Raw genomic sequence first — 22,907 nt, 5'->3', positions numbered from 1 at the left:
CGTGGTACTGACGCTCGACGGCGAGGAGCACGCGCTCTCTCGGGCGGCCGCGCGGGCGCTCCGCGACCGACTCTCGGCGGCGGTCGCCGGCCGACGGGAGTTCCTCTACACCGCGGGCGAACACCGCGCGGACGGCAGCTACGCGGTCGAGCGGCGCGCCGCGGAGTCGGCGGGCCACACGAAGGTGTTCGAGCGGTTCGGCGCGCTCGAACGACTCTACGACCGACTCCCGCGGACGTTCACCGCCGAGGACGTCGGCGCGCCCGGGCTGACCGGCGGCCGGCGGCACGTCGTGTTGCGCCACCTCGCCGAACACCCCGGGTTCGACTGCGAGTTGGTCGCGCGCCAGCCGCTGACCGTCCGGAAGCGGGCGGCCGCGGTCGACACGGACGACGGGGCGTGAGCCGCTCCGGCGCGTGAACCGTCGCGACTCGGGCGCCCGTCGGCCGTCTCAGTCGACGGTCAGATCGACCGGCACCCGCTCGCCGGTGCGGGCGGCCTCGTAGGCGGCCTCCGTCACCGCGGTCACCTTCAGGCCGTCGCGGACGGTCGCCGGCGGCTCCGTCCCCTCGGTGATGGCGTCGACGAACGCGCCCACCTTGGTGCGCCGCTCCATCGCGTCGACGTTGGGGATGCGGTCGCTCTCGGCGTCGATGACCCGCAGGTCGCGGTTGGTCCACCCGCGGCCGCTGATGTGGGTGCCGGTGTCGCCGCTCCAGACGTGGTGGTGTTCGTCGACCACGCCGCCGCGCCCGTCGGCGGTGACGCTCGCGGTGGCGCCCTCCTCGAAGGTCACGAGCAGCGACGCGCTCGCGTCGACCCGCTCGTCGTCGTCGACGAACTCCATCTCCGCGCTGACCGACGCGGGCGTCAGGTCGGTCACCCACATCAGCGCGTCGAGGAGGTGGGTGCCGGTGTCGTAGAGGTAGCCGCCGCCGCTGAGGTCGGGGTCGGCGCGCCACGCGTCCTCGAACTGGCCGGCCCACGGCTGGGTGATCGTCGACGTGACCGAGGTGGGCGTCTCGTCGACGCGCTGCCAGTGGTCGCGGGCGGCGACGTACGCGGGCATGACGTGCCGCTGGAACCCCGGCATCACCACCCGGTCGCCCGACTCCGCCCGCCGGACCACGTCCTTGGCGTCGTCGACGTCGATGACGAGCGGCTTCTCGCAGAACACGTGCAGGTCGCGGTCGAGCGCCGCCACGATCTGCTCGTAGTGGAAGACGTGCGGCGTCGTGATGACGACCGCGTCGAGCGCCTCCGATTCGAGCATCGTCTCGTACGACTCGTACGCCGACGACTCGTCGATGTCGAACTCCGCGACGGCGTTCGCGCGGGCGTCGTCGCTCACGTCCGCGGCGGCGACCACCGTCGCGCGCCCCTCCGCCATCACGTTCCGACCGTCCTCCAGCCCCCAGTTCCCCGTGCCGCCGATCCCGAACCGGAGCGGATCGTCGCGCTCTGCGGTCTCGTCCATACTCCCCGGTCCACCGCCCGATAATTACACCCATCGGCCTCTCGCGACAGATGTTGCCGGGTTCTCCCCCGGCCGTTCGCCGGTCTGGGCGTCGGCCGCGTCGGGTGACGACTCAGCCGCGCTCGTCGAGCAGTCGCTCGATGAGGCGGTTGGTCGAGAGTATCTCCCCCTCGTAGCGGGGCTCCCGGCCCGAGGCGCGCACCACGTCGGCGTCGAGTCCCCGCTCGTCGAGCGCCGACCGGATGGCGTCGACCTCGTGGTGTTGGTCGAAGCCGAGGACGACCACGTCGGGGTCGATGGCGCGGACGGGGACGTAGAAGTCCTCGGCGTGGCCGAGGTGGGCCTCGTCGACGACGCCGAGCGCGTCGACCATGTCCCGCCGCTGGCGGTCGGGACAGACCGGCGCCTCCTTGTGGGTGACGTTGCCGCCGCGGGCGACGATGACGTGGAGTTCGTCGCCGTGGTCGGCCGCCTCTCGGAGGTAGTGGACGTGCCCCGGGTGGAGCAGGTCGAACGTCCCCTGTGCGAGCGCGACCCGGTTCCGTTCGGGGTCGGGGTGGTCGTCGCCCTCCGTCCGGTCGCCCCGGACTCCGTCGCCCGCGTCGCCGCTCATTCGCGCAGCTCCGCGTCGATGTCCGACTGGTCGAAGTCGAAGAACGCGTCGTCGTCGGGCAAGTCGACGTCGAGCACGTCCAGTTCCGTGGGTTCGCCGTCGGGGTCGAACGCCCGCCAGCAGTCGCGCTCGTAGGGCGCGCCGACGATGACGTGGACGGAGCCGGCGTGGAACGTCGTGAGGTCCTGGTTCGACGGCCGGAGCACGCCGTTCGGGTGGGAGTGGATCGACCCGACGGCGCGCGAGCCGTTGGGGATCAGGTTCTCGCGGACGGTCGCGCTCTCGGGCGAGGAGGTGGTGCCCGGGATGACGAGCACGTCCGTGATGACGGTGCCGTCGCGGTCGAGACCCAGGTCGCGCGCGTCGGTCCCGCGGAGGAACCCCATGTACTCGTTGGGGTGCGTCTCGTCGGACGCCTCCAGCGCGAACTCGAGGGTGTCGTCGGCGATGCCGAGCACCCCGCCCGACCGGAACAGTCGCATACACCACCTTCGGTCCGGTCGCCTTCTAAGCGTGTCGATGGGGTGGGGTGACCGCCCGCGGGGCGACGGTTCGGGGCGGCCGGAACCGCCGCGACGGCGCTCCGGGGCGGGCCGGCGCGCGACTGTCCGGCGCGGCGCGTGACTCCCTGGCGCGGCGCGCGGCCGCCCGGTACGGCGCGCGCCGGCGCACGACGAGCGGGGTACTGCGACGGCGCGGCGAGCGACGGCGGTGTGACGACGGCGACGAAGTACAAACCTTAACACCGGGCGTCGGCGTACCAACGGACATGACAGACGCATCCGCCGGGGATTCCGGCGACGACCGGGACGGGGGGCGCCCCGTCGTCTACGACCTCGCGCCAGACTGTACGCTCTCCGACGTCGAGGCCGGCTCGCGCTACCACGCCAGCGTCAACGGCGTCGTCGACTACGGCGTCTTCGTCGACATCGCCGAGGGGGTTTCGGGACTGCTCCACGAGTCGAACATGGACGGGCAGTCGTTCGGGGTCGGCGACAAACTGATCGTCGAACTCGAGGAGGCGAAGGAGAACGGCGACCTCTCGTTCGCGCTCGCGGACCTCGACGACTACGAGACGGTCGCGGTGGAACACGAACCCGACATCACGCCGGTCGCCGACCTCGACGTCGGCATCGCGGCGACCGTCGAGGGCGAGGTGGTCCAGATCAAACAGACGGGCGGGCCGACCATCTTCCACGTCGCCGACGACTCGGGTATCGTCGCCGCCGCCGCGTTCGAGGAGGCGGGCGTGCGCGCGTACCCCGAGGTGGAACTCGGCGACGTGGTCCGGGTCGCGGGTGACGTCGAGGAGCACGAGGGCGCGCTCCAGTTGGAGGCCGACTCGCTGACGCCGCTCGACGGCGACGCGGCCGCCGACGCGCGCGAGCGACTCGACGCCGCGGTCGCCGAACGCGCGGAGCCGGAGCCGGTCGAGCCGCTGGTCGAGTGGGAGGCGTTCGAGTCGCTCCGCGAGGACTTAGAGGAGGTCGCGCGCCTGCTCCGCCGGACGGTACTGGAGGGGCGGCCGCTCCGCATCCGCCACCACGCCGACGGCGACGGCATGTGCGCCGCCATCCCGGTCCAACTCGCGCTGGAGAACTTCATCCGGTCGGTCCACGAGGACCCCGACGCGCCCCGCCACCACCTCAAACGGCTGCCGAGCAAGGCGCCCTTCTACGAGATGGAGGACGTGACGCGCGACCTCAACTTCGCGCTCGAGGGCCGCGCGCGACACGGCCAGAAGCTGCCGTTCCTCCTGATGCTCGACAACGGGTCGACCGAGGAGGACGTGCCCGCCTACCGGAACCTCACCCACTACGACATGCCGGTCGCGGTGGTCGACCACCACCACCCCGACCCCGAGGCGGTCGAGGACCTCCTGGAGGCGCACGTCAACCCCTACCTCCACGGCGAGGACTACCGCATCACCACGGGGATGATGTGCGTCGAACTCGCGCGGATGATCGACCCCGACATCACGGACGACCTCCGGCACGTCCCCGCGGTCGCGGGGCTGTCCGACCGCTCGAAGGCCGAGGTCATGGAGGAGTACCTCGCGCTCGCCGACGAGGCGGGCTACGACCGCGCCGCCATCGAGGACATCGGCGAGGCGCTCGACTACGCCGCCCACTGGCTCCGCTACAGCGAGGGCAAGACCCTGGTCAACGACGTGCTCGACGTGGGCACCGACGACGAGGGCGCCGCGCGACACGGCGAACTCGTGGAGTTCCTCGCCGACCACGCGGCCCGCGACGTCGAACGCCAGATGGACGCGGTCGAACCCCACGTCGAACACGAACGGCTGGAGTCGGACGCCCACCTCTACCGGGTCGACTTGGAGAACTTCGCCCACCGGTTCACCTACCCCGCGCCGGGCAAGACCACCGGACAGCTCCACGACCGGAAGGTGAACGAACACGGCGGTCCCGTGATCACCATCGGCTACGGTCCCGACTTCGCGGTGCTCCGGTCGGACGGCGTCCGACTCGACATCCCGCGGATGGTGTCGGAACTCAACGAGGAGGTGGTCGGCGGCGGCGTCTCCGGCGGCGGTCACCTCGTCGTCGGCTCGATCAAGTTCGTGAAGGGTCGCCGCGAGGACGTGATCGACGCGCTGGTCGAGAAGATGGGTGAGGCGGACATCGACGAGGAACTGTCGAGCACCGCGAGCATCGACGACTGAGTCCGACTGCGGGGGGCCGTCTCCGCCGGACGCCCGCTCGGCTCACCCTTCCGTCTCCGCGTCCGTATCGGGGAGGAACGTCCGGAGCGACGCGACGACCCGGCGCTGTGCGGCGGGCGAGAGGAGGTGTCGCTCCCCGTCGAGCAGTTCGACCCGGTCGAGCGTCCGGAGGCGGGCGCGCGCCCGCGGCACCACCGCGTCGGCCGGGAAGAACGGGTCGTCCGTCGCGACGAACAGCGCGACCGGCGCGTCGAACCCGCGGAGGTCCGCGGCGTCGGCGCCCGGGACGGTGCGGTCGGGTCGCGCGTGCCGCAGCGACGCGCCGACGGTGGCGCGGACCAGCGGGTCGGGGTCGGTGGCGAGCGCCGCGAGCGTCCGGTCGAGGAACCAGTCGTGCGCGGTCAGCCGGTAGCACACCGCCGGGAGGCCGACGCCGACCAGCGGGAGGAGCGGCCCGGTGCCGAACCCCGCGGGGACCACCAGCGCCGCGCGCGCGACTCGCTCGGGGGCGACCGCGGCCGTCCGGAGCGCGACACCGGCGCCGTACGACGTGCCGACCACCGGCGCGGCGTCGACGCCGAACGCGTCGAGCAGGTCCGCGACCCACTCGCCGTAGCCGTCGCCGCGCGGGTCGAGTCGGGTCGGGGCGCTCTTGCCGGGGTGGCCGGGCGTGTCGGGCGCGACCAGTCGGTAGTCGTCCGCGAGTCCGGCGTACCACGCGAGCGTCAGCGGGTTCGTGACGTTGCCGCCGTGAAACAGAACCACCGGCGGGGCGTCGGCCGCCCCGGCCAGGAGGACGTGCGTCGACCCGTGGCGGGTGTCGACGCGTCGCTCCGCGACGTCGACCCCGAGTCGGTCGACGGCGTCGTCGTAGAGGTGTTCGAGTTCGCGTCGTCCGGCCGCCGAACGGTACGCCGACATGCTCGGGAGTGCTTCAGACCCGAACGGCAAGAACGCTGTCCCGCCCCGGAGGGGTCGCGCGCCGGCCTCCCCCGCGAGCGGGTCACTCGCGCCGTCCGTCGTCCGCTCGCCCCTCGACCCCGACGAACCGCACCCGCCGGCTCGCGTACAGGACGACCAGCGCCGCCGCCGCGACGGCCGCGACGCCGAGCGCGGGCGGGACGGTTCCGACGCCGAGTCCCCCTACACCGCCGCGGCCGCCCCGCCAGTCGGCGTCGAACACGTCGGCGTAGTAGTCGGCGACCGACTCCCCGCGGAGGACGACGGCCACCTCGCGGTTCTCGCCCGCGCTCGTCGGGTTCCAGTTGAGCGAGCCGACCACCGCGCGGTCGTCGGCGACGACGCCCTTGGCGTGGATCTTCCCGTACCGGCCCGCGGGGTCGGCGACCCGCGCGGACAGCGGCGCGCCGGTCCGGTCGGCCCAGCCGTTCAGCGACGCGACCAGCGCCTCGTTCTCCTCGCGGGCGTACCACGCGCCCGACAGCAGGATCCGGACGCGGACGCCGCGTTCGGCGGCCCGGCGGCACGCCGCGACGAACGGTCCCCGCTCGACCGTCGGCTGGACCACGTCGACCCGTTCGTCGGCGGCGTCGATGACGCCCACGACCCCGGACTGGGCGTTCCCCGGCGCGGTCAGGAGCGTGGCGTTCTCGACGCGGACCTCCGCCGGGTCGACCCGCGCGGGGTACGAGCCGTTCGTCGCCCCGCCCGACTCGAACGTCCGGCCGTCGCGGAACTCCCCCCACGGGCGGGCGTCGCGCCAGCCGGCGTCGCCCGCGAACACCCCCGCGAGTTCGTCCGCCGCGCGGTCCGAGCGGAGCGCCACGCCCCACCCGCGGCTGCTCGCGCCGCCGACGCCCGCGGGCTTCCAGTTTTCGGTCAACACGAGCGCGGTGTCGTCGACGACGGCGTACTTGGCGTGGTGGTAGCGGAAGCGGGCGCGTGAGCCGGCGACGACGCGGACCTCGACGCCGGCGGCGACGAGTCGGTCGAGTATCCGCGCCGACCGGGTGGAGACGCCGCCGACGGGACCGCCCTCGACCAACAACCGAGCGTCGACGCCCCGTTCTTCCGCCGCGACGAGCGCGTCGGCCGCCCGCTCGGAGCCGAACGTGTACGCCGCGAGCAGCAGCCTGCGGTCCGCCCGCCGGAGCGTCTCGACGGCGGGTTCGGGCGCGTCCGGCAGGACGAACGCCGTCGCGTTCGCGCCGCCCACTCCGACGGCCGACCGTGGGGTGTACCCGAGGGGTCGCCAGACGGCCGAACCGCTCCCGTTTTCGGCGGGTCGGAGCCAGCGCTCCCCCTCGGGCGCGTCGTCGTAGCGGGCCGCGTCGACCAGCGGGCCGGCGGGCGTCCCGTCGGCGGTCCCGCCGCGGTGGAGCGCGAGCCGTTCGCCCGCGTTCGACAGCCTCAGGTCCGCCGCGACGACCCGACCGGCGGTGCCGTTCGGGACCGCCGCGGGCGACGCCGCGAGGACGACCCGGCCGCCGCCCCGGACCGTCGCGGCACCCTCGCCGTCCGACAGCGTCCACGTCCGGTTTCCCGCGGGGAGCGCGAGCGCGACGTACTCGCCGGCGTCGTCGGCCGCGACCGGGTTGGGGTACGCCCCCGCGATTCGGGCGGCGGTCGGCGGTCCGGCCGACCCGGTCGTGCCCCTGTCCGTGCCGTTCGCGCGGTCCGTGCTGTTCGTGCCGTTCGCGGGGGTCGTGCCGTTCCCTCCCGGGGAGTCGGGGTCGCTCGCGGGCGCCGTCGCGTTCGCGACGTTCGGAGACGGACCCGACGGCCCCGGCGTCGACGCGGCGGGACCCGACGCGGCGGCCGGGAGGACCGGGAGAGCCGCGAGGACGACACTGCACGCGACAGCGACGCGGACGAGGGCGGGGAGCGGGCGCACGCGACTGGTGGTCGCCCCATCGCACATGAACGTTCGCGGCCGCCGTCCGTTCGGTGCGTTTTTCTTCCGGCGACGCGCGCGCCCGGTATGGTCACGCTCGCGCAGGGACTCCGCCTCGTCGGCGCCGCCCTCGGCGCCGTCGGGGGCGCGCTGGTGTTCGTCGAGTTCTTCCAGCTTCCCTCGTACGTCAGCTACCAGGAGGAGTTCGATAGCTACGACCTCGACATCGCCCCGGCGACGGTGACGGAGCACACGACGCTCGGCCGGGTCGGTAGCCTGCTGGTCTCCGTCGGGTTCGCGCTGCTGTTCCTCGGCGAGTTCGTGGCGCTGTGACGCCGGCGGGGTAGCCGCCGTCTACCCGCCGGCGCGAGCGGTAACCCGCCCGTACCGCTCCCGCCGACCGACCGACTCCCGTCGAGGGTTCCGCGGACGGCGGATATCGAATGCGTCTCGGTACGGGCCGCCCCTTCGGTACATGGCCCATCATCGATCTATTTTATCATCTTTCGTCGTGGTAAGAAGCTCCTGACCGGACGTGCCGATCGGCGCCCGCGAGCGCGGTGTCGACAGCCGGTGCCTACCCCGTGGAACGACCGGCGCGATTTACCTGCCCGCGAGTCGGTGACCCGACCCGTGTTCGCTCTCGCGACGACCGCCCGGGGCAAGCGCGTGGCGGCGACGACCCTGACGTTGCTCCTCGCCGTCTCGCTCGTCGCCGGCGTCGGCGCCGGCGCGCCCCCGGAGCCCTCCCAGTCGACCGACGTGACGAACTGTCCGACCATCACCGAACCCGGCGTGTACGAACTCCAGCGGAACCTGACGGCGGGTGCGTCCGTCTGCATCGACGTCCGGTCGAGCGACGTGACCGTCCGCGGCGACGGCCACACCGTCGACGCGACGGACGACGCGTGGGGCGACCCGGTCGTGCTCGCGGACGGCGCCGGGACGCTCGACAACGTGACCGTCACCGGTCTCGCGGTCGACGTGGCGACGCCGCGGCCGACCCTGCGGTACGACGGCGTCACGAACGGGACCGTCGCGGCGTTCGACGTGACGCTGACCAACCCCTCGCGGCCCGGCGGCGGCGTCGCCGTCGTCGGCGACGACGCCGCGGTGCGGAACGTGACGGGCACGCGCTTGACCCTCGTCGGCGACCGCAACCGCGTCGTCGACAGTTCGGCCGTCGGCGCGGAGTACGCCGGCGTCGTCGTCGTCGGCGACGGCAACGCGCTCCGGAACGTCACCAGCGCCGGGCGGCCGGCGCTGTCGGTCACGGGCGAGGGCACCCGCGTCCGCGGCGGGTCGTACGCCAGCGTCTTCGACGGCGCGGGCGTCGCGGTGACCGACGCGGCCGACACTCGGCTGTCGAACGCGACGCTGTACGGCGGGTCGGTCGACGGGCGGGCGGTCACGCTCGCGAACACCACCGACACCGTCCTCGACGGGAACGCGCTCAGCGGCGACCTCGTCGTCGGTCTCGCGGCCGACGGGGCCGACGGGACGGTCCTCGCGGGCAACCGGTTCGCGTCCGACCTGCTCGTCGGCGCGCGGCTGACGAACGTCACGAACGCCACCGTCGAGACCAACGAGTTCCGGTCGCCCCTCCAGTTGGAAGCCGGCGTCCGCGGGAGTCTGGTGTACGACAACCGCTTCGACGCCAGCCTCGGCATCTTCGACCGGCCGGTCCTGTTCGGCCCGCTGGTCGGCGAGCCGTCCGACGCGCGGGCGTCGAACGCGGGGAACGCGTGGAACGTCACGCCGCGGCCGGGCGAGAACGTGGTCGGCGGCGACGCCGTCGCGGGCAACTACTACGCGACCGCCGACGGAACCGGGTTCAGCCAGACGTGTGCGGACGCGGACGGCGACGGTCTCTGCGACTCGGCGTACGAACTGACCGAGAACGACACCGACGTCCACCCGCTCGCCGGCCCCGCGAACGACACCGCCGCCCCCGTCGACGGGGGCGGGGCGAACGTCACCGACTACCAGGTCGACTTCGTCGCCGGCGACCCGATCGAGAACCTGAGCGCCGACCGCCTCTACGCCGGCGAGGACCGCCTGCTCCGGTTCGCGTTCGGCGACACCGACGAGGGGATCACGGAGAGAGACACCGCGTGGCCGAGCGCCGAGATCCGCGACGCCGTCGACTACGGTCACGTCGTCGAGTCTGACGGCGCCGCGTCGGTCAGCTTCACCGTCGCCGACGGCGAGAGCGTCACGCTGTCGCTCGTGACCTACTCGCTGCCCGGCGACGGCTTCTCCGCGGACACCGCCGACCAGCAGGAACTGCTGAACGCGACGACCCGCACGTACGGCCCCGGCGAGCACACCATCACGGTCGACCTGCCCGGGTAGCGCGGGCGCCCGCGGCGTCAGTGCCGAACCGTTCCGCGGCGTCGGCCCCGAACCGTTCCGCGGCGTCGCCCCCGAACCGTTCGGGCGTCCCCGCGCCGGCGCGGCTCACGCCCCGGTCTCGGTCCCGCCGTCGTCCCCGCGGAGGGTGACTCGGACGGCCTCGTAGTCCTCCCTGAACGCCCCGCGCCCGCCGACGCGAACCGTCCCGTCGCCGGTCGCGAGCGACAACTCGTTCTCCAGGGCGAACTCGCCGGTCGGCGGGTCGACGAGACACTGCCGCGTCCCGACGACGGTCCCGACGAGCGACCGCCGGGTGGCCCCGTCGGGGTCCCACGTGTCCAGGTCGACCCGGGTTCGCGCGGGGCGCGCTTCGACCTCCGCCCGAACGGTCCGCCCCGCGCGACGGTGGAGCGTCGCGTCGTACGTCGCCGGGCGGATCGTCCGGTACGTCCGCGGGAGCGGTGACGGTCGGCGGAGCAGCACCTCCTCGGCCATCGGCCACGTCGTCCCGAGGAAGGCGCTCTCGACGGCCACCGCGACCGTGAGGTTGCCGTAGCTGACCCCCTCGCTCTCGCCGTGGTCCCACCCGAGCACCGACGCGGGCGCGACGACCCCCCGGGTCATGTCCGCCGAGACGTAGACGGTCGTCCCGCCCACCCGCCGCCGGACGGCGGTCGCGACGCCGTCGACGTCGGCCGAGCGCACCTCGCCCGCCTCGGCGCCGACGGCGAGCAACACCAACACCCCGCGGTCGACGGCGTCGCGCAGGGCGTCGGCGAGTTCGCGGACCGCCGCGAGGGGGACCGAGACGAACAGTTCGTCGTCGGCGCTCTCGACGTGCCCCCGCAGGCGCTCGTACATCGCCGCCCGCGCGCGAAGCACCTCCAGCGACTCCATGTCGTCGGTCGGCCGGTCGTACCGCCGCTCCACCGCCTCGAGCGCGTCGTGCATCCGGTCGATGCGCGCACGGAGCGTCTCCGAGGGCGGCCGCGCGCGCATCGTCGTCGGCGTCCGGTGGTCGTTCACCGTGACCAGGCCCTCGGTCTCGAGCCGCTCGCACACCTGGTAGACGTAGCTGACCGAGACGTCCGCGTCGGACGCGACGACGGGGGGTTTCGCCTCACCCCGGTCGACGAGCGCGAGGTAGACGGCCGCTTCCTTCTCGGTGAGTCCGAACCGTTCCAGTTGCGCAACCAGCCGCCGGTCGTCGCTCATCCGCCCGACCTACGCGGGCGGGTCGTATCACTCGTCCGGATACTCTCGCGTGCCCACCCTCGATTTTTGTATCGGTACAAAATAAATTCCACAGGTATAACCCAATTCATAATATACGTTTATGCGGGCCGGGCCGGTGGGTCGGACCGTCATGCACGACGACAACGGCGGCGGTGACCGCGGCGGCGGGGCGGACCGACGGACGTTCCTGAAACTGACGGGCGCGCTGACGGCGGCGGGCGGCGGACTGCTCGGGGGTGCGTCGTCCGCGGCGGCCGAGACCAGCGAGGGGATCGAGTCGCTCGTCGAGTCGATGACGCTCGAACAGAAGGTGGCGCGGACCCACGGCGCGAGCGTCGAGGGCGCCCCGGAGGGGATCGCCGGGAGCGTCCGGGGGGTCGACTCGCTGGGGATCCCCCCGCTCGACATGGCCGACGGGCCGCCGGGGGCGTCGATCGGCGTCCCGGCGACCGACTTCCCCCACCCGGTCTCGACGGCGTCGACGTTCGACCCCGACCTGGTCGCGGCGGAAGGATCGGCGATCGCCGCCGAGACGAAGGCGTGGGGCGTCGACGTCCACCTCGCGCCGTCGATGGACGCGTTCCGCGTCCCGTTCAGCAGTCGCGCGGGCGAGTCGTACGGCGAGGACCCCGTCCTCTCGGCCGCGATGGCGGCGGCGTACACCGGCGCGATCCAAGACGGCGGCGTGATCGCGACGCTGAAACACTTCGTGGGGTACAACCAGACGCGGACGACCGGTCCCGCCGAGGACGGCTTCTCCATCTCCGAGCACAACGACGTCGTCGGCGAGCGCGCGCTCCGGGAGATCTACTTCCCGGCGTTCAAGGCCGCGGTCCGAGAGGGCGACGCGGGCGCGGTGATGCCCGCGTACAACATGGTCAACGCCACGTTCTGTAGTCAGAACGCCTACCTGTTGGAGGAGATACTCAAAGGCGAGTGGGGGTTCGACGGGGTCGTCGTCTCCGACTGGGGCGGCACTCACAGCACCGTCACCGCCGCGCGGAACGGCCTCGATATCGAGATGCCGTCGGAGAACTACTTCGGCGGGACGCTCGCGGAGGCCGTCGAGAACGGCGACCTCGACGAGTCCGTCGTCGACGACATGGTCCTGCGGGGGCTGCGCTCCCAGCGGGACATCGGCGCGCTGAGCGGCGACCGCGAGGGCGTCGGCGACGAGTCGGTGATCGGCTCGGACGACCACCGGGCGCTCGCCCGGCGGATGGCCGAGGACGGGTCGGTCCTCCTGAAGAACGACGGCGTCCTCCCGTTCGACGACGCCGAGGTGGACTCGCTCGCGCTGGTCGGCCCGACGCCGACCGCGTTCAAACAGGACGTCGGCGGCAGCGACGCGATCACCGGCACCCCCGACGGCGGCGAGGTCGGACCCGTCGAGGGACTCGACCGGGTCGTCGGCGGGAGCGTGAGCGTCGAGACGGCGTCGACGTCGAGTCTCGAACCCGTGAGCGCCGACGACGGGTTCGCCTACGAGTACTACGACACCGACGACCTCGGCGGCGAGCCGACGGCGACGGGGACGACCGAGACGGTCGGCGCCGAGGACGCCGAGTTCGCCTCCGCTCGCTGGGAGGGGACGGTCACGCCCGACGAGGGGGGGCTGTACGGGCTCTCCTTCACGAGTCGCGGCCAGGGGTACGTCTACGTCGACGGCGAACTCGTCGGGTACAACGAGCCGGCGGGGTTCGTCATCGTCCCCGAACGCTCCAGCGTCGAGTTGGAGGCCGGGACGGCCCACGAGGTGGTCGTCGAGGTGCACGGTCCGGCGCCGGCGGCGCTGGAGTGGAACCCGCCGTCCGCGTACGCCGACGCCGCCCCCGCGGCGGCCGACGCCGACGCCGCGGTGGTGCTCGCGCGGACGTACACCAACTACGGCGACGACCGCTACAAGTTCAACCTCCCAGAGGTGCAAAACGAGGTGATCCGCCGGGTCGCGGCGGCGAACGAGAACACGGTCGTCCTGCTCAACACCGAGACGGCCGTCGAACTCCCGTGGGTCGACGACGTGCCCGCGCTGATGGAGGTGTGGTACCCCGGTCAGGAGGCCGGCACCGCGGTGGCGAACCTGCTGTTCGGCGAGTCGACCCCCTCGGCGAAGACCCCGATCACGTTCGCCGAGTCGTACGAGGACTACCTCCCGCAGGAGATCAACACGCTCCCCGAGAACGGCCGCGGCTACCCCGGAATCGAGGGCGACGTCTACTACGACGAGGGCGTGTTCGTCGGCTACCGCCACTTCGACGCCGCCGGCGTCGACCCCGTGTTCCCGTTCGGCCACGGCGAGAGCTACGCCGAGTTCGCGTACGGCGACGCGTCGGTGTCGACGGCCGAGACGACCGCCGACGAGGGCGCCACCGTCTCCGTCGACGTGACCAACGCGGGCGAGTACGACGGCGCCGAGACGGTCCAGGTGTACCTCGCGCCGACGGACTCGCCGGTCGAGCGCCCGCCGAAGGAACTCGCGGGCTTCGACAAGCGGACCGTGCCCGCGGGCACGACCGAGACGTTCACCGTCGAGGTGGGCGGCGACGCGTTCCGCTACTGGGACGAGGCGGCCGGCGAGTGGGCGGTCGACGCCGGCGAGTACCGCGTGCTCGTCGCGGCCTCCTCGCGGGACGTGCGCGCGGAGACGACGCTCACCGTCGCCGACGACGACGGGAGCGAGACCACGCACTACCAGGTTGACTTCGCCGCGGGCGAGCCGATAGAGGAACTCGGCGAGGAGGGACTGTACGCCGAGCAGGACCGGCTGATGCGGTTCGCGTTCGGGTCGGTCGAAGAGGGCATCACCGAGAAGGACACCGCGTGGCCGAGCGCGGAGATCCGCGACTGCGTGGAGTACGGCCACATTCGCGAACACGACGACGGCACCGCGAGTGTGACGTTCAGCGTCGCGGACGACTGCGACGAGATGACGCTGTCGCTCGCGGTCTACTCGATGCCCGGCGACGAATTCTCGGCGGACACCGCCGACGAACAGGAACTGCTGAACGCGACCACCGGGACGTTCGGCCCCGGCGACCACACCATCACCGTCGACCTGCCGGACGGAAACGAGAGCGACGACTGACCGGGGGCGACGGTCGCCCTCCCCGACACTGCCGCGTCGGCGGCCTCCGGAGTGTCGACGGCTCCACGAGGGGCGGGGCGGCTCCGGACGACCCGAACGGCCGCGAGTGTACCCACTCGTCTACCGAACGATCCGTGTAATTTATACGATACTACCGGAGTCGTACAGTATATGTCATCTAAGACCATACAGAATCGGAGTCGCGGAGTCCTGACGCTCGCAGTGACGGTCGTAATCGTCGCTTCGGCGGGCATCGCGGGCGTGAGCCTCGTCGCGGGAACCGCGAGTGCGGCGCCGACCGGGGTCGCCGACTGTACCGTGATCGACCAACCGGGCGCGTACGAACTGACCTCGAACGTCTCCCCGGACGACCCGACCGACGGCGGGCCGTGTATCGCGGTCCGCACCGACGACGTGTCCATCGACGGGGACGGCCACGCGGTCGCCCTCGGCAACGCCTCGAACGGCAGCGGTATCGTGGCCGGGGCGAGCGGAGCGACCGCCCTCGCGAACGTCACCGTCCGGGACGTGACGGTGCGCGCGGGTGACGGCGCCACCGGCGTCGCGTACCGGAACGTGATCGGCGGCGTCGTCGCGAACGTCACCGCGGAGGCCGGTCGTCCCCTCCGAGTCGACGGCGGCGAGGGAGTCGCGGTCTGCGACTCCGCGTTCACGAGCGTGGACGCCGCCGCAGTCCGGGTTACCGCGGACGACGCGACCGTCGTCGACAACGGTCTGCGCGTCACCTCGACGACCAACGTGGAAGGGAGCGACTCGCTCGGCGGCCTGTACGTGGGCGGGTCGAACGGGACCCTCCACGGGAACACGGTCAACATGACCGCTCTCGAAACCGCGTACGACGACTACGGCGTTCGCGTCGGTGGGTCGAACTACACGGTCGTCGACAACGAGGTGACCGGCGAGGCTGCGGTCGGGATGGTCATCGTCGGCTCCGACAACGTCGTCGCGAGCAACGACGTCTCGGAGACGATCGTGACGGGGGTCGCCGTCGGCGGGTCGAACAACACGCTCTCCGACACGTACACCACGAATACGCTTCTGGTGAACGGGACCGACGCCCTCGTCGAGGACGTGGCCATCGTCCACGCCTCCAACGGCGTGCAGGTCGAGGGGTCGGACAACGCGTTCGTCAACGTGACTCTGGTCGACATCGGCACGGACGCGATGGATATGACGGGAGCGAACAACACCGTCACCGACCTCACGGTGTCGAACAGTTGGGGCGGGGTCTACGTCAGGGGGTCGAACAACACCCTCTCCGACAGCACGGTGGAACGGGTCAACACCCGCGGGATCGGTGTCACCGGGTCGAACAACACCCTCTCCGACGTCACGGCGTCGAACAACGGCGACGGGGTGACCGTCTCCGGGTCGAACAACACCCTCTCCGACAACGCGGCGTCGGAGAACCGCATATACGGGTTCTCTATCGACGGAGCGAACAACACCCTCTCCGACAACGCGGCGTCGGAGAATCGGGGATCCGGGTTCTCTATCAACGGATCGGACAACACGGTCGTCGGGAACGACGCGGCGTCGAACGGAGTCGGGTTCTCGGTCGAGGGATCGAACACCACCGTCGTCGGGAACGACGCGAACGACAGCCGCCGGGGGGTCGTGGTGTACGGGAACGGGAACACGGTCCGGAGCAACCGGATACACAACGCGACCGAGGTGGGAGTGTCCGTCCGGGCCAACCGGACTCTCGTCTACGACAACCTGATCGAAACCGCCGCGGGGGGGGAGCGCGTCGTCGCGGCGGACAGGAGTGCCATCGTGAGGGGTCGCGGACCGGGTCAATCCCATGCCGCAGGTATTCGCGTGCATCACTCGAACGCGTGGAACGTCACCGCGCGCTCGGGCGAGAACGTCGTCGGCGGGTCCACGACCGGCGGGAACTACTACGCGGTCGTCGACGGGACGGGCTTCAGCGAGGCGTGCCGGGACGCCGACCGTGACGGGATCTGCGACGACCCGAACGCGCTGAGCCCGAACGACACCGACTACCTCCCGCTGGCGGACGACACGAACGCGTCGGTCGGCTACCTCGAAGTGACCGACGTCGACGCGCCGGCGACGTTCGAGTGGGGGGAGGCGGGACCCGTCACCGCCACCGTGAAGAACGTCGGTACGGAGACGGTCACCCAGTCGGTCACGGTCGCGTCGGTCGAGTCGTCGCCGGCGAGCAGGACGGTCACGCTCGCCCCCGGCGAGACGGCGACGGTGACGTTCGACGTGGTCGTCGGCGAGGAACCGGAGCGGCGCCTGTCGCTCGTTCCCGTCACCGTCTCGTCGGCGAACGCGAGTCTCACGGCGCGGGTACTGCCCGTCAGGTCGAAACCGTCGTTCTACCAGGTCGACTTCGTCGCGGGTGAACCCATCGAGAACCTCTCGGTCGTCAACCTCTACGCGCAGGACGACCGCCTGTTCCAGTACGCGTTCGGCGAAGCCGACGAGGGGATCACCTCCCTCGGGTCGGCGTGGGAGAACGAGACGCTGCGCGAGTGCGTCGACCACGGCGCGATCACCGACGAGGGGAACGGCACCGCGTCGGTGACGTTCACCGTCGCGGAGAACTGTTCGAGCCGAGCGTTCTCGCTCGCGGTCTACTCGATGCCCGACGACGAGTTCTCGCTGAGTACGGTCGACCAGCAGGAACTGCTGAACGCGACGACCGGCACGTACGGCCCGGGCGAACACACGATCACCGTCGACCTGCCGGACGGGGACGCGAGCGACGACTGACGGGCCGCGCGACGGCCGACGCCAGGGTCCCGCCGTTTTTTACCGTCACCCGGTCACCCGACGGACATGGAGTCACTCGACCCCCGCGTCAGACTGGTCTGGGCGGTGAGCGCGGTCGTGACCGCCGCGGTCGTCGCGGCCGTCGGCCTGGTCGCCCGCCGGGTCGGCGCGCCGGTCCCCGTCGCCGCCCTCGCGGCCGTCGTCGCCCTCCTCGCAATCGTCGGCCTCGCCCTCGCGGTGCTCCGCTACCGCGTCTGGCGGTTCGAGGTGCGCGACGACTCGCTGTACCTCGTCCGTGGCGTGCTCACCCGGACCGACACGTCGGTCCCGTTCGTCCGCGTCCAACACATCGACACGCGCCGCGGTCCCGTCGAGCGGACGGTCGGGCTGGCGAGCGTCGTCGTCTACACCGCCGGCACCCGGGGGGCCGACATCACCATCCCCGGGCTGACGCCCGAGCGGGCGGGCGACCTCCGCGAACGGCTCCGGGACCTAGCGACCGACAGCGAGTTCGACGCGGTCTGACCCGACCATGACACGGCTCCACCCACTCTCGGCGGTCGTCGGCGGCCTCCAGTCGGCGGTACAGGTCGGCTCGTTCGGCTTCTTCGCGGGCGCGATGCTGTCGGGGACCGGGCTGGTCGACGGCGTCGACACGGTGTTCGTGCTCGCGCCCCTCGGCGCCCTCGTCGGTGTCGCGTACGCCGTCGCGCGCTACCTCCGGTTCGACTACGAACTGGAGGGGAACCGGCTCGTCGTCACGTCGGGCGTGTTCTCCCGTCAGGAGCGGGAGATACCGCTCCGGCGGGTCCAGAACGTCGACGTGAGCCGCGACCTGCTCCACCGGCTGTTGGGGCTGGCTGTCGTCCGGTTCGAGACCGCGGGCGGGAGTTCGACCGAGGCGGAACTCGACGCGGTCGGGAGCGCCGAGGCCGACCGCCTCCGCGAGGAGGTCGGCTCGCGCGCGCGCCGAGCGCGCGAGCGGTCGCGAGAGGACGCCGGAGCGGAGGCGGTCGACCCCGACGGGCGCGAGGAGTCGGGCCCCGGGGGGTCCGCGGAGCGGACGGAGCGCGAGACGCTGTACGAGATATCGACGCAGGACCTGGTGACGCTGAGCGCGGTGTCGTTCCGGCCGGGCGCGATACTCGCGCCGTTCTTCGGTGCGGGGCTGTTCGACGACCTGCTCGGCGGCGTGTTCGGCCGGTTCCTGCGCGCGGCCGGCGTCGGCGTCGACCTCGGTTCGGGCGGGCCGTCGGTCGAACTGTTCTCGGTCGTGGTGTCGGGCGTCGTCGCGGTCGTCGCGGGGCTTTTGACCGCGTGGGTGGCGAGCGCGCTCATCACGTTCGTCCGCTACTACGACTTCCGGCTCGAACGGGTCGCGGACGAACTCCGGTACGAGCGCGGCCTGCTGGGCCGGTACAGCGGCACCATCCCGCTCGGGAAGGTCCAGACGCTCACCGTGGGCGAGAACCCGCTGATGCGTCGGCTGGGCTACGCCAGCCTCGCCGTCGAGACGGCGGGCTACGCGCCGGGGTCGGAGTCGGGCGGCGGCGGCGCGGAGACCACGGTGCCGCTGGCGAGCCGCGAGCGCGTCCTCGAACTCGCGCGGGACGTGTACGGGTTCGGCGAGCCGTCGTTCGATCGGCCGCCCGAGCGCGCGCGGCGGCGCTACACCCGTCGGTACGCGCTGGCCGCAGTCGGGGTGACGGCCGTCTCCGTCGCCGTCGACCGGTTCCTGTTCCCGTTGGGCCTCCTCGCGTACGTCCCGCTCGTCGGGCTGTTGCTCGCGCCGGTCGCCGCGCGCGCGAAGTGGCGCCACCTCGGCTACGACGACCTCTCCGAGGCGTTCGTCGCGCGCGCTGGCTTCTGGCGGCGACACACGCGGGTCGTCCCGTACTACCGGCTCCAGACCGTCTTCGTGAGCCGGACGGTGTTCCAGCGCCGGTTCGACCTCGCGAGCGTGGTCGCCGACACCGCGAGCACGACCAGCCTCGTCGGCGGCGACGCCACCGCCCACGACGTCGACGGGGAGGTGGCGACCGCCCTCCGCGAGCACCTGCTCGACCGCCTGCGGGCGGACCTCGCCGAGCGGCGGGCGGCGGACGGCGCCGACGAGCGACCGTCCGGCGGGACGGCGGACACGCTGGGCGACCGCACGAGCGGACCCCCTGTCGGCCCGGACGGGTCGGCGTCGGCGCCCCCAGACGGATCCGACGGACCCGACGGGAGCGACGACGCGCGGCGTGACGGGTGAGGGGACCACGAGCGGGAGAGGGTAGGAGAGTCGGGCGGAGAGAACCGTGCGGAACGGGCGGCGGGCGAGTCGGCGGTCGGGCGGTCGGGCGGTCGGACGGTCCGACCGGAGGCTCAGACGTCGTAGCGGGGGGCGTCGGCGAACCGGTCGTACAGCGCGCCGAGCGTGTAGCCGTACGTCACGTGCGCCGCGAGCGAGAGCGCGCCGTATAACACGAGCGTCCAGCCGGTCTGGCCCGTCGAGAACGCGATGACGAACCCGGTCCAGACGATGACGGCGAAGCTCACGCCGCGAAGCCCCATGTCGCGTTCGGGCGGGAGGAACTCCGCGAGCGAGACGAACAGCACCGGGAGCGTCACCGTCCCGCCGGCGAAGAACAGCGCGATGCCGAGCGGGAGCGCCCACTGGGAACTCGCGGACAGCCCGAACAGTTCCGCCAGCCCGGTGAACGACGCGGGCGAAGTGGCGCCGAGGAGGTACGCGGCGACGAAGAACGGCACCATCGTCGCCTGTCCGACGGCGCCCGCGCCCGCCGCCGAGAGTATCTCGTGGACGCCGATGGAGGTGGCTTCGTCGCCCGTTACGGCGTCGGCGGGAACGGTCGGCTCGCTCGAGTCCATACTACCCGTCGGGACGCTCGCACGGGAGATAAAGCCGCCGCCGGCCGTGCGTCGGCGGCGCTGGCGGTCCACGCTCGGTCAGTTCGGGCCGGGTCGAGCGGTCCGCGCGACGCCGGGTCGGGTCGACCGACTCGGTCGATTCGGGCGCCCCGTGCGGGTCAGCGGCGCGCCCACTCGAGCATCCGCGCGTAGAAGGGGTCCGACGACAGCGCCGCCGCGTCGCCCACCAGACAGCACGCCCGCTTTGCTCGCGTCAGCGCCACGTTCACCCGACGGTGGTCCTCGAAGATGGGGGAGTCGAGACCGCCGGTCGCCACGAACGAGACGACGACGACCTCCTCGCTGGAGCCTTGAAACCGGTCGACGGTGTCGACGGTGACGTCCGTCCGGCGTCCGATCTCGGCGACCTGCGCGCGGAACGGCGCGATGACGCCGATGTCCTCCCGGCTCACGCCCGCGTCGACGTACGCCTCGACGAGTCGGGCGACCCGTTCGGCCTCGCGCGGGTTGGCGTTCCCCTCCCGGCGGCCGTCGGGGTCGACGAACGACACCGGGTCCCGCAGTTCGGCGGGCAGGTCCGCGGTGTCGACGCCGAGGTCCGCGAGCGTCCGGCCGGCCACCTCGCCCGTCGCGGGGCGGAGCGCGCCGTCGTAGAACTCGGCGGACGAGAACGCCTGGATCCGCTGGCTCATGCGGTACTGGCGGTCGAGCATCGTCCCCGCCTCGGGGTGGTCGTCGATCAGTCGCTCGAACAGCGACCGCCGGAGGTCGGTGTCGGCGCGTACCACCGGCGGAAGCTGTTCGTGGTCGCCGACGAGCACGAACCGGTCGGCGAGGTTCACCGCCGCGAGCGTCCCCGGTTCGGTCAACTGCGACGCCTCGTCGACGAGCGCCACGTCGAACGACTGTTCGCGCATCACCCGCGAACCGCAGGTCGCGGTGGTGGCGGCGACGACGGACGCGCCGTTGAGCGCGGCCGCGCGGTCGTTCGGCTCGCCCCGCTGGACCAGCCGTACGTCCTGCATGTCCGCGCGGACGCCCGTCTCCGTGCCGACGCGGACCACTCCGGCGGCTCCGCCGTCCCCGTCGCCGTCCGGTCGTGCCCCCGACGCGACGCGCCCCTCGAACCCCTGCTCGCGGAGCGCTTCGAGCGCGTTGTCGACCGCGCGGTTGGTGAACGCCGACAGCAGCACCCGGTCGCCGCGTTCGACCAGCGCGCGGACGACCCGCGCGATGGTGTACGTCTTCCCGGTGCCGGGCGGGCCGTGGACGAGCGCGAAGTCCTCGGCGGCGACCGCCCGGCGGACCGCCTCGTCTTGGGCCGCGTTGTTGTCGACGTACGTCTCGTCCGTCGGCTCGGAGAAGACGGGGTCGCGCCGGCCGAACAGCACGTCCTTCCGGTCGGGGTCGCCCTTGAGCACGGCGTCGTGGAGCGCCGTGAGCATCCGGTCGACCGACAGCTCCGACGGGTAGACGTCCAGCCGGCGGAGGTCGACCGGTTCGTCGGTCGTCACCGTCACCTCCTCGCCGAGCGTCTCGATCCGACCCAGCTCCGCGTGACCGCTCACGGGGTCGCCGTCCGAGGCGAGCGCCACGTCGCCCGCGCGGAGTTTGGAGACGGCCTCGGGCTCCTTTCGCGCGCGGAGGCGCCACCGGCCGTCGCCGAGTTCCTCCCGCCCGAGCGGCTCTAACCCTATCAGCGCGCGGTCGTCGGCGGCGCGCTCGGCGGGCGTCTGCTCCCAGAGCTTGCGGTACTCGGCGTGGGTCTCGCGGCGTTCGGCCTCGAGGGCGCCGTACAGCCGGTCGATGTACTCGCGCTCCTCGGCGGGGAGCGGCTCGCCTATCCGCCCGGCTTTCGACTCCTGGTCCAGCCGCCCCGAGACCACCATGCAGGTGTCCTGCTCGAAGCAGTACTCACAGCGGGCGTCGGCCTCGAACCCCGTCGGCACCGACGCGTCGAACTCCATGGCGGCTATCTCGTTGCGCGTGCGGACGACGAAGTCGAGCAGGCCCTTGCCGACCGAGAACTCCTTGGCGGGCGAGAGGTCGCCCGTCGCCTCCGCGCGGTCGAGCGCGGTGTTCTTCGTGTACAGCAGCGTGCCCGTGTCGGCGTCGACGCCGCGTTCCCGGAGGAGGAGCGCGTAGCAGGCCGCCTGGATCTTGTCTTGGAATCTGGGCTCGCGGTTGGTGTTCTTCCCCGTCTTGAGTTCGACCGGCATCCCCTGCCGGAGCGCGTCCGCCCGACCCTTCACGCCGAACGTCGGCGAGATGAGGGTGTACTCCGAGCGCCACTCGTCCTCGTCGGGCGTCCCCTCCCAGTCGGCGAGCGTGGTGTCGCCCGCGGCGTCGGACGTTCCCGCGTTCGCGCCCGCGTCCCCGCCGCCGTCGCCCGTCAACGTTCCCTGCGCGAGCCACCCCTCGATGGCGGCGGCGTTCCGCCTGACTTCGTCCTCGACCTCGTCGCGTTCGTACCCCAGCAGGCCGAGTTGGAGCCCCGCCTCCGCGACGCGGTCGGCGACGGCGTCGTCGAGGTCGACCCCCCTGAGAAGGTCGCCGAACACCTCGTGGACGACGGTCCCTTTCACGACCGGGTAGTTCAGCGGGATGCCCGAGAGCTTGTTGAGGTAGTACATCCGCGGGCACTGCACCCACGAGCGCACGTCGGTCACGTCGACGAGGAAGTCGGGTTCGAGCACGACGTACGACTCCTTCGAGGTAGTGTACCCCTCCTCGCCGCCGTAGTCGTCGCGTTCGGCGTCGGTGACGAGCAGTTCCATCCCCGGTTCGGCGTGCTCGGCAGTGTGCGTCCACTTCCCCCACAGCGTCACGTCGACCGGGGCCGAGGCGCCGCCGTCGGGTCGTACCGTCAACTCCGCGACGTCGCGCTCGCCGTACCGCGTGTCGACCGAGCGCACCTCCCCCACCTCCAAGACCGGCCCGCGAACGTTCACGTGTGAGAGCGCA

General features: G+C 72.3%; 16 protein-coding genes. 8 read left to right on the top strand and 8 right to left on the bottom strand.

Annotated elements, in window-relative coordinates; all coding sequences use genetic code 11:
- Position 1: 1 nt before the first annotated feature.
- A complete protein-coding gene (locus tag K933_RS07040; RefSeq protein WP_023394008.1) occupies positions 2 to 403 on the top strand; it encodes a DUF7528 family protein in 402 nt (133 codons plus the stop codon).
- Positions 404 to 451: 48 nt separating this feature from the next.
- Here the strand turns inward: K933_RS07040 and K933_RS07035 are convergent, their stop codons facing one another.
- From K933_RS07035 to K933_RS07025, 3 genes are all read right to left on the bottom strand, one after another.
- The gene (locus K933_RS07035; RefSeq protein ID WP_023394007.1) at positions 452 to 1,477 is read right to left on the bottom strand and encodes a Gfo/Idh/MocA family protein; all 1,026 of its coding nucleotides are present in this window, start codon (positions 1,475 to 1,477) and stop codon (positions 452 to 454) included.
- Between the two features lie 112 nt (positions 1,478 to 1,589).
- Positions 1,590 to 2,090 carry an adenylyltransferase/cytidyltransferase family protein gene (locus K933_RS07030; protein ID WP_023394006.1) on the bottom strand — a complete coding sequence of 167 codons (501 nt, stop codon included), beginning with the start codon at positions 2,088 to 2,090 and terminating at the stop codon, positions 1,590 to 1,592.
- The gene (locus K933_RS07025) at positions 2,087 to 2,572 is read right to left on the bottom strand and encodes a Mov34/MPN/PAD-1 family protein (protein WP_023394005.1); all 486 of its coding nucleotides are present in this window, start codon (positions 2,570 to 2,572) and stop codon (positions 2,087 to 2,089) included. Before K933_RS07025 ends, K933_RS07030 begins: the two co-directional genes overlap by 4 nt.
- A 287-nt stretch (positions 2,573 to 2,859) precedes the next feature.
- Between K933_RS07025 and K933_RS07020 the strand changes: the two genes are divergently transcribed.
- Positions 2,860 to 4,773 carry a DHH family phosphoesterase gene (locus K933_RS07020; RefSeq protein ID WP_023394004.1) on the top strand — a complete coding sequence of 638 codons (1,914 nt, stop codon included), beginning with the start codon at positions 2,860 to 2,862 and terminating at the stop codon, positions 4,771 to 4,773.
- A 42-nt stretch (positions 4,774 to 4,815) separates the two neighbouring features.
- Here the strand turns inward: K933_RS07020 and K933_RS07015 are convergent, their stop codons facing one another.
- Together K933_RS07015 and K933_RS07010 are read right to left on the bottom strand one after the other, a co-directional pair.
- Positions 4,816 to 5,694 (bottom strand): alpha/beta fold hydrolase, encoded by an 879-nt coding sequence (locus K933_RS07015; protein ID WP_023394003.1) that lies wholly within the window; start codon positions 5,692 to 5,694, stop codon positions 4,816 to 4,818.
- An 82-nt stretch (positions 5,695 to 5,776) separates the two neighbouring features.
- Positions 5,777 to 7,627, bottom strand: coding sequence for a phospholipase D-like domain-containing protein (locus K933_RS07010; RefSeq protein ID WP_023394002.1), 1,851 nt, complete (start codon positions 7,625 to 7,627; stop codon positions 5,777 to 5,779).
- Between the two features lie 87 nt (positions 7,628 to 7,714).
- On the opposite strand from K933_RS07010, the gene K933_RS18315 reads away from it, so the two are divergent.
- Both K933_RS18315 and K933_RS07000 read left to right on the top strand, forming a co-directional pair.
- Positions 7,715 to 7,960 carry a hypothetical protein gene (locus K933_RS18315; RefSeq protein WP_023394001.1) on the top strand — a complete coding sequence of 82 codons (246 nt, stop codon included), beginning with the start codon at positions 7,715 to 7,717 and terminating at the stop codon, positions 7,958 to 7,960.
- Between the two features lie 300 nt (positions 7,961 to 8,260).
- Positions 8,261 to 9,982: a NosD domain-containing protein gene (locus tag K933_RS07000; protein ID WP_049947683.1), complete on the top strand. Its 1,722-nt coding sequence runs from the start codon at positions 8,261 to 8,263 to the stop codon at positions 9,980 to 9,982.
- A gap of 105 nt (positions 9,983 to 10,087) precedes the next feature.
- Here K933_RS07000 and K933_RS06995 read toward each other — a convergent pair whose 3' ends face one another.
- A complete protein-coding gene (locus tag K933_RS06995; protein WP_023393999.1) occupies positions 10,088 to 11,197 on the bottom strand; it encodes a TrmB family transcriptional regulator sugar-binding domain-containing protein in 1,110 nt (369 codons plus the stop codon).
- Between the two features lie 151 nt (positions 11,198 to 11,348).
- Between K933_RS06995 and K933_RS06990 the strand changes: the two genes are divergently transcribed.
- From K933_RS06990 to K933_RS06975, 4 genes are all read left to right on the top strand, one after another.
- On the top strand, positions 11,349 to 14,303 hold the full coding sequence (locus K933_RS06990) for a glycoside hydrolase family 3 N-terminal domain-containing protein (protein ID WP_023393998.1): 2,955 nt from the start codon (positions 11,349 to 11,351) through the stop codon (positions 14,301 to 14,303).
- A gap of 222 nt (positions 14,304 to 14,525) precedes the next feature.
- Positions 14,526 to 17,069, top strand: a complete 2,544-nt coding sequence (locus tag K933_RS06985; protein WP_023393997.1) for a right-handed parallel beta-helix repeat-containing protein — start codon at positions 14,526 to 14,528, stop codon at positions 17,067 to 17,069.
- Positions 17,070 to 17,135: 66 nt separating this feature from the next.
- The gene (locus K933_RS06980; protein ID WP_023393996.1) at positions 17,136 to 17,594 is read left to right on the top strand and encodes a PH domain-containing protein; all 459 of its coding nucleotides are present in this window, start codon (positions 17,136 to 17,138) and stop codon (positions 17,592 to 17,594) included.
- 7 nt (positions 17,595 to 17,601) lie between these two features.
- Entirely contained in the window at positions 17,602 to 19,323 is a 1,722-nt protein-coding gene (locus K933_RS06975) for a PH domain-containing protein (RefSeq protein ID WP_023393995.1), read from the top strand.
- Between the two features lie 113 nt (positions 19,324 to 19,436).
- Here K933_RS06975 and K933_RS06970 read toward each other — a convergent pair whose 3' ends face one another.
- On the bottom strand, positions 19,437 to 19,943 hold the full coding sequence (locus K933_RS06970; RefSeq protein ID WP_023393994.1) for a DUF6789 family protein: 507 nt from the start codon (positions 19,941 to 19,943) through the stop codon (positions 19,437 to 19,439).
- Positions 19,944 to 20,101: 158 nt separating this feature from the next.
- Positions 20,102 to 22,894: an AAA domain-containing protein gene (locus tag K933_RS06965; RefSeq protein ID WP_023393993.1), complete on the bottom strand. Its 2,793-nt coding sequence runs from the start codon at positions 22,892 to 22,894 to the stop codon at positions 20,102 to 20,104.
- Positions 22,895 to 22,907: the final 13 nt, after the last annotated feature.

Origin of the sequence: Candidatus Halobonum tyrrellensis G22, from assembly GCF_000495475.1 — an archaeon.
GTDB classification, from domain to species: Archaea; Halobacteriota; Halobacteria; order Halobacteriales; family Haloferacaceae; genus Halobonum; species Halobonum tyrrellense.
This window is presented reverse-complemented; position numbering and strand designations above follow the sequence as displayed.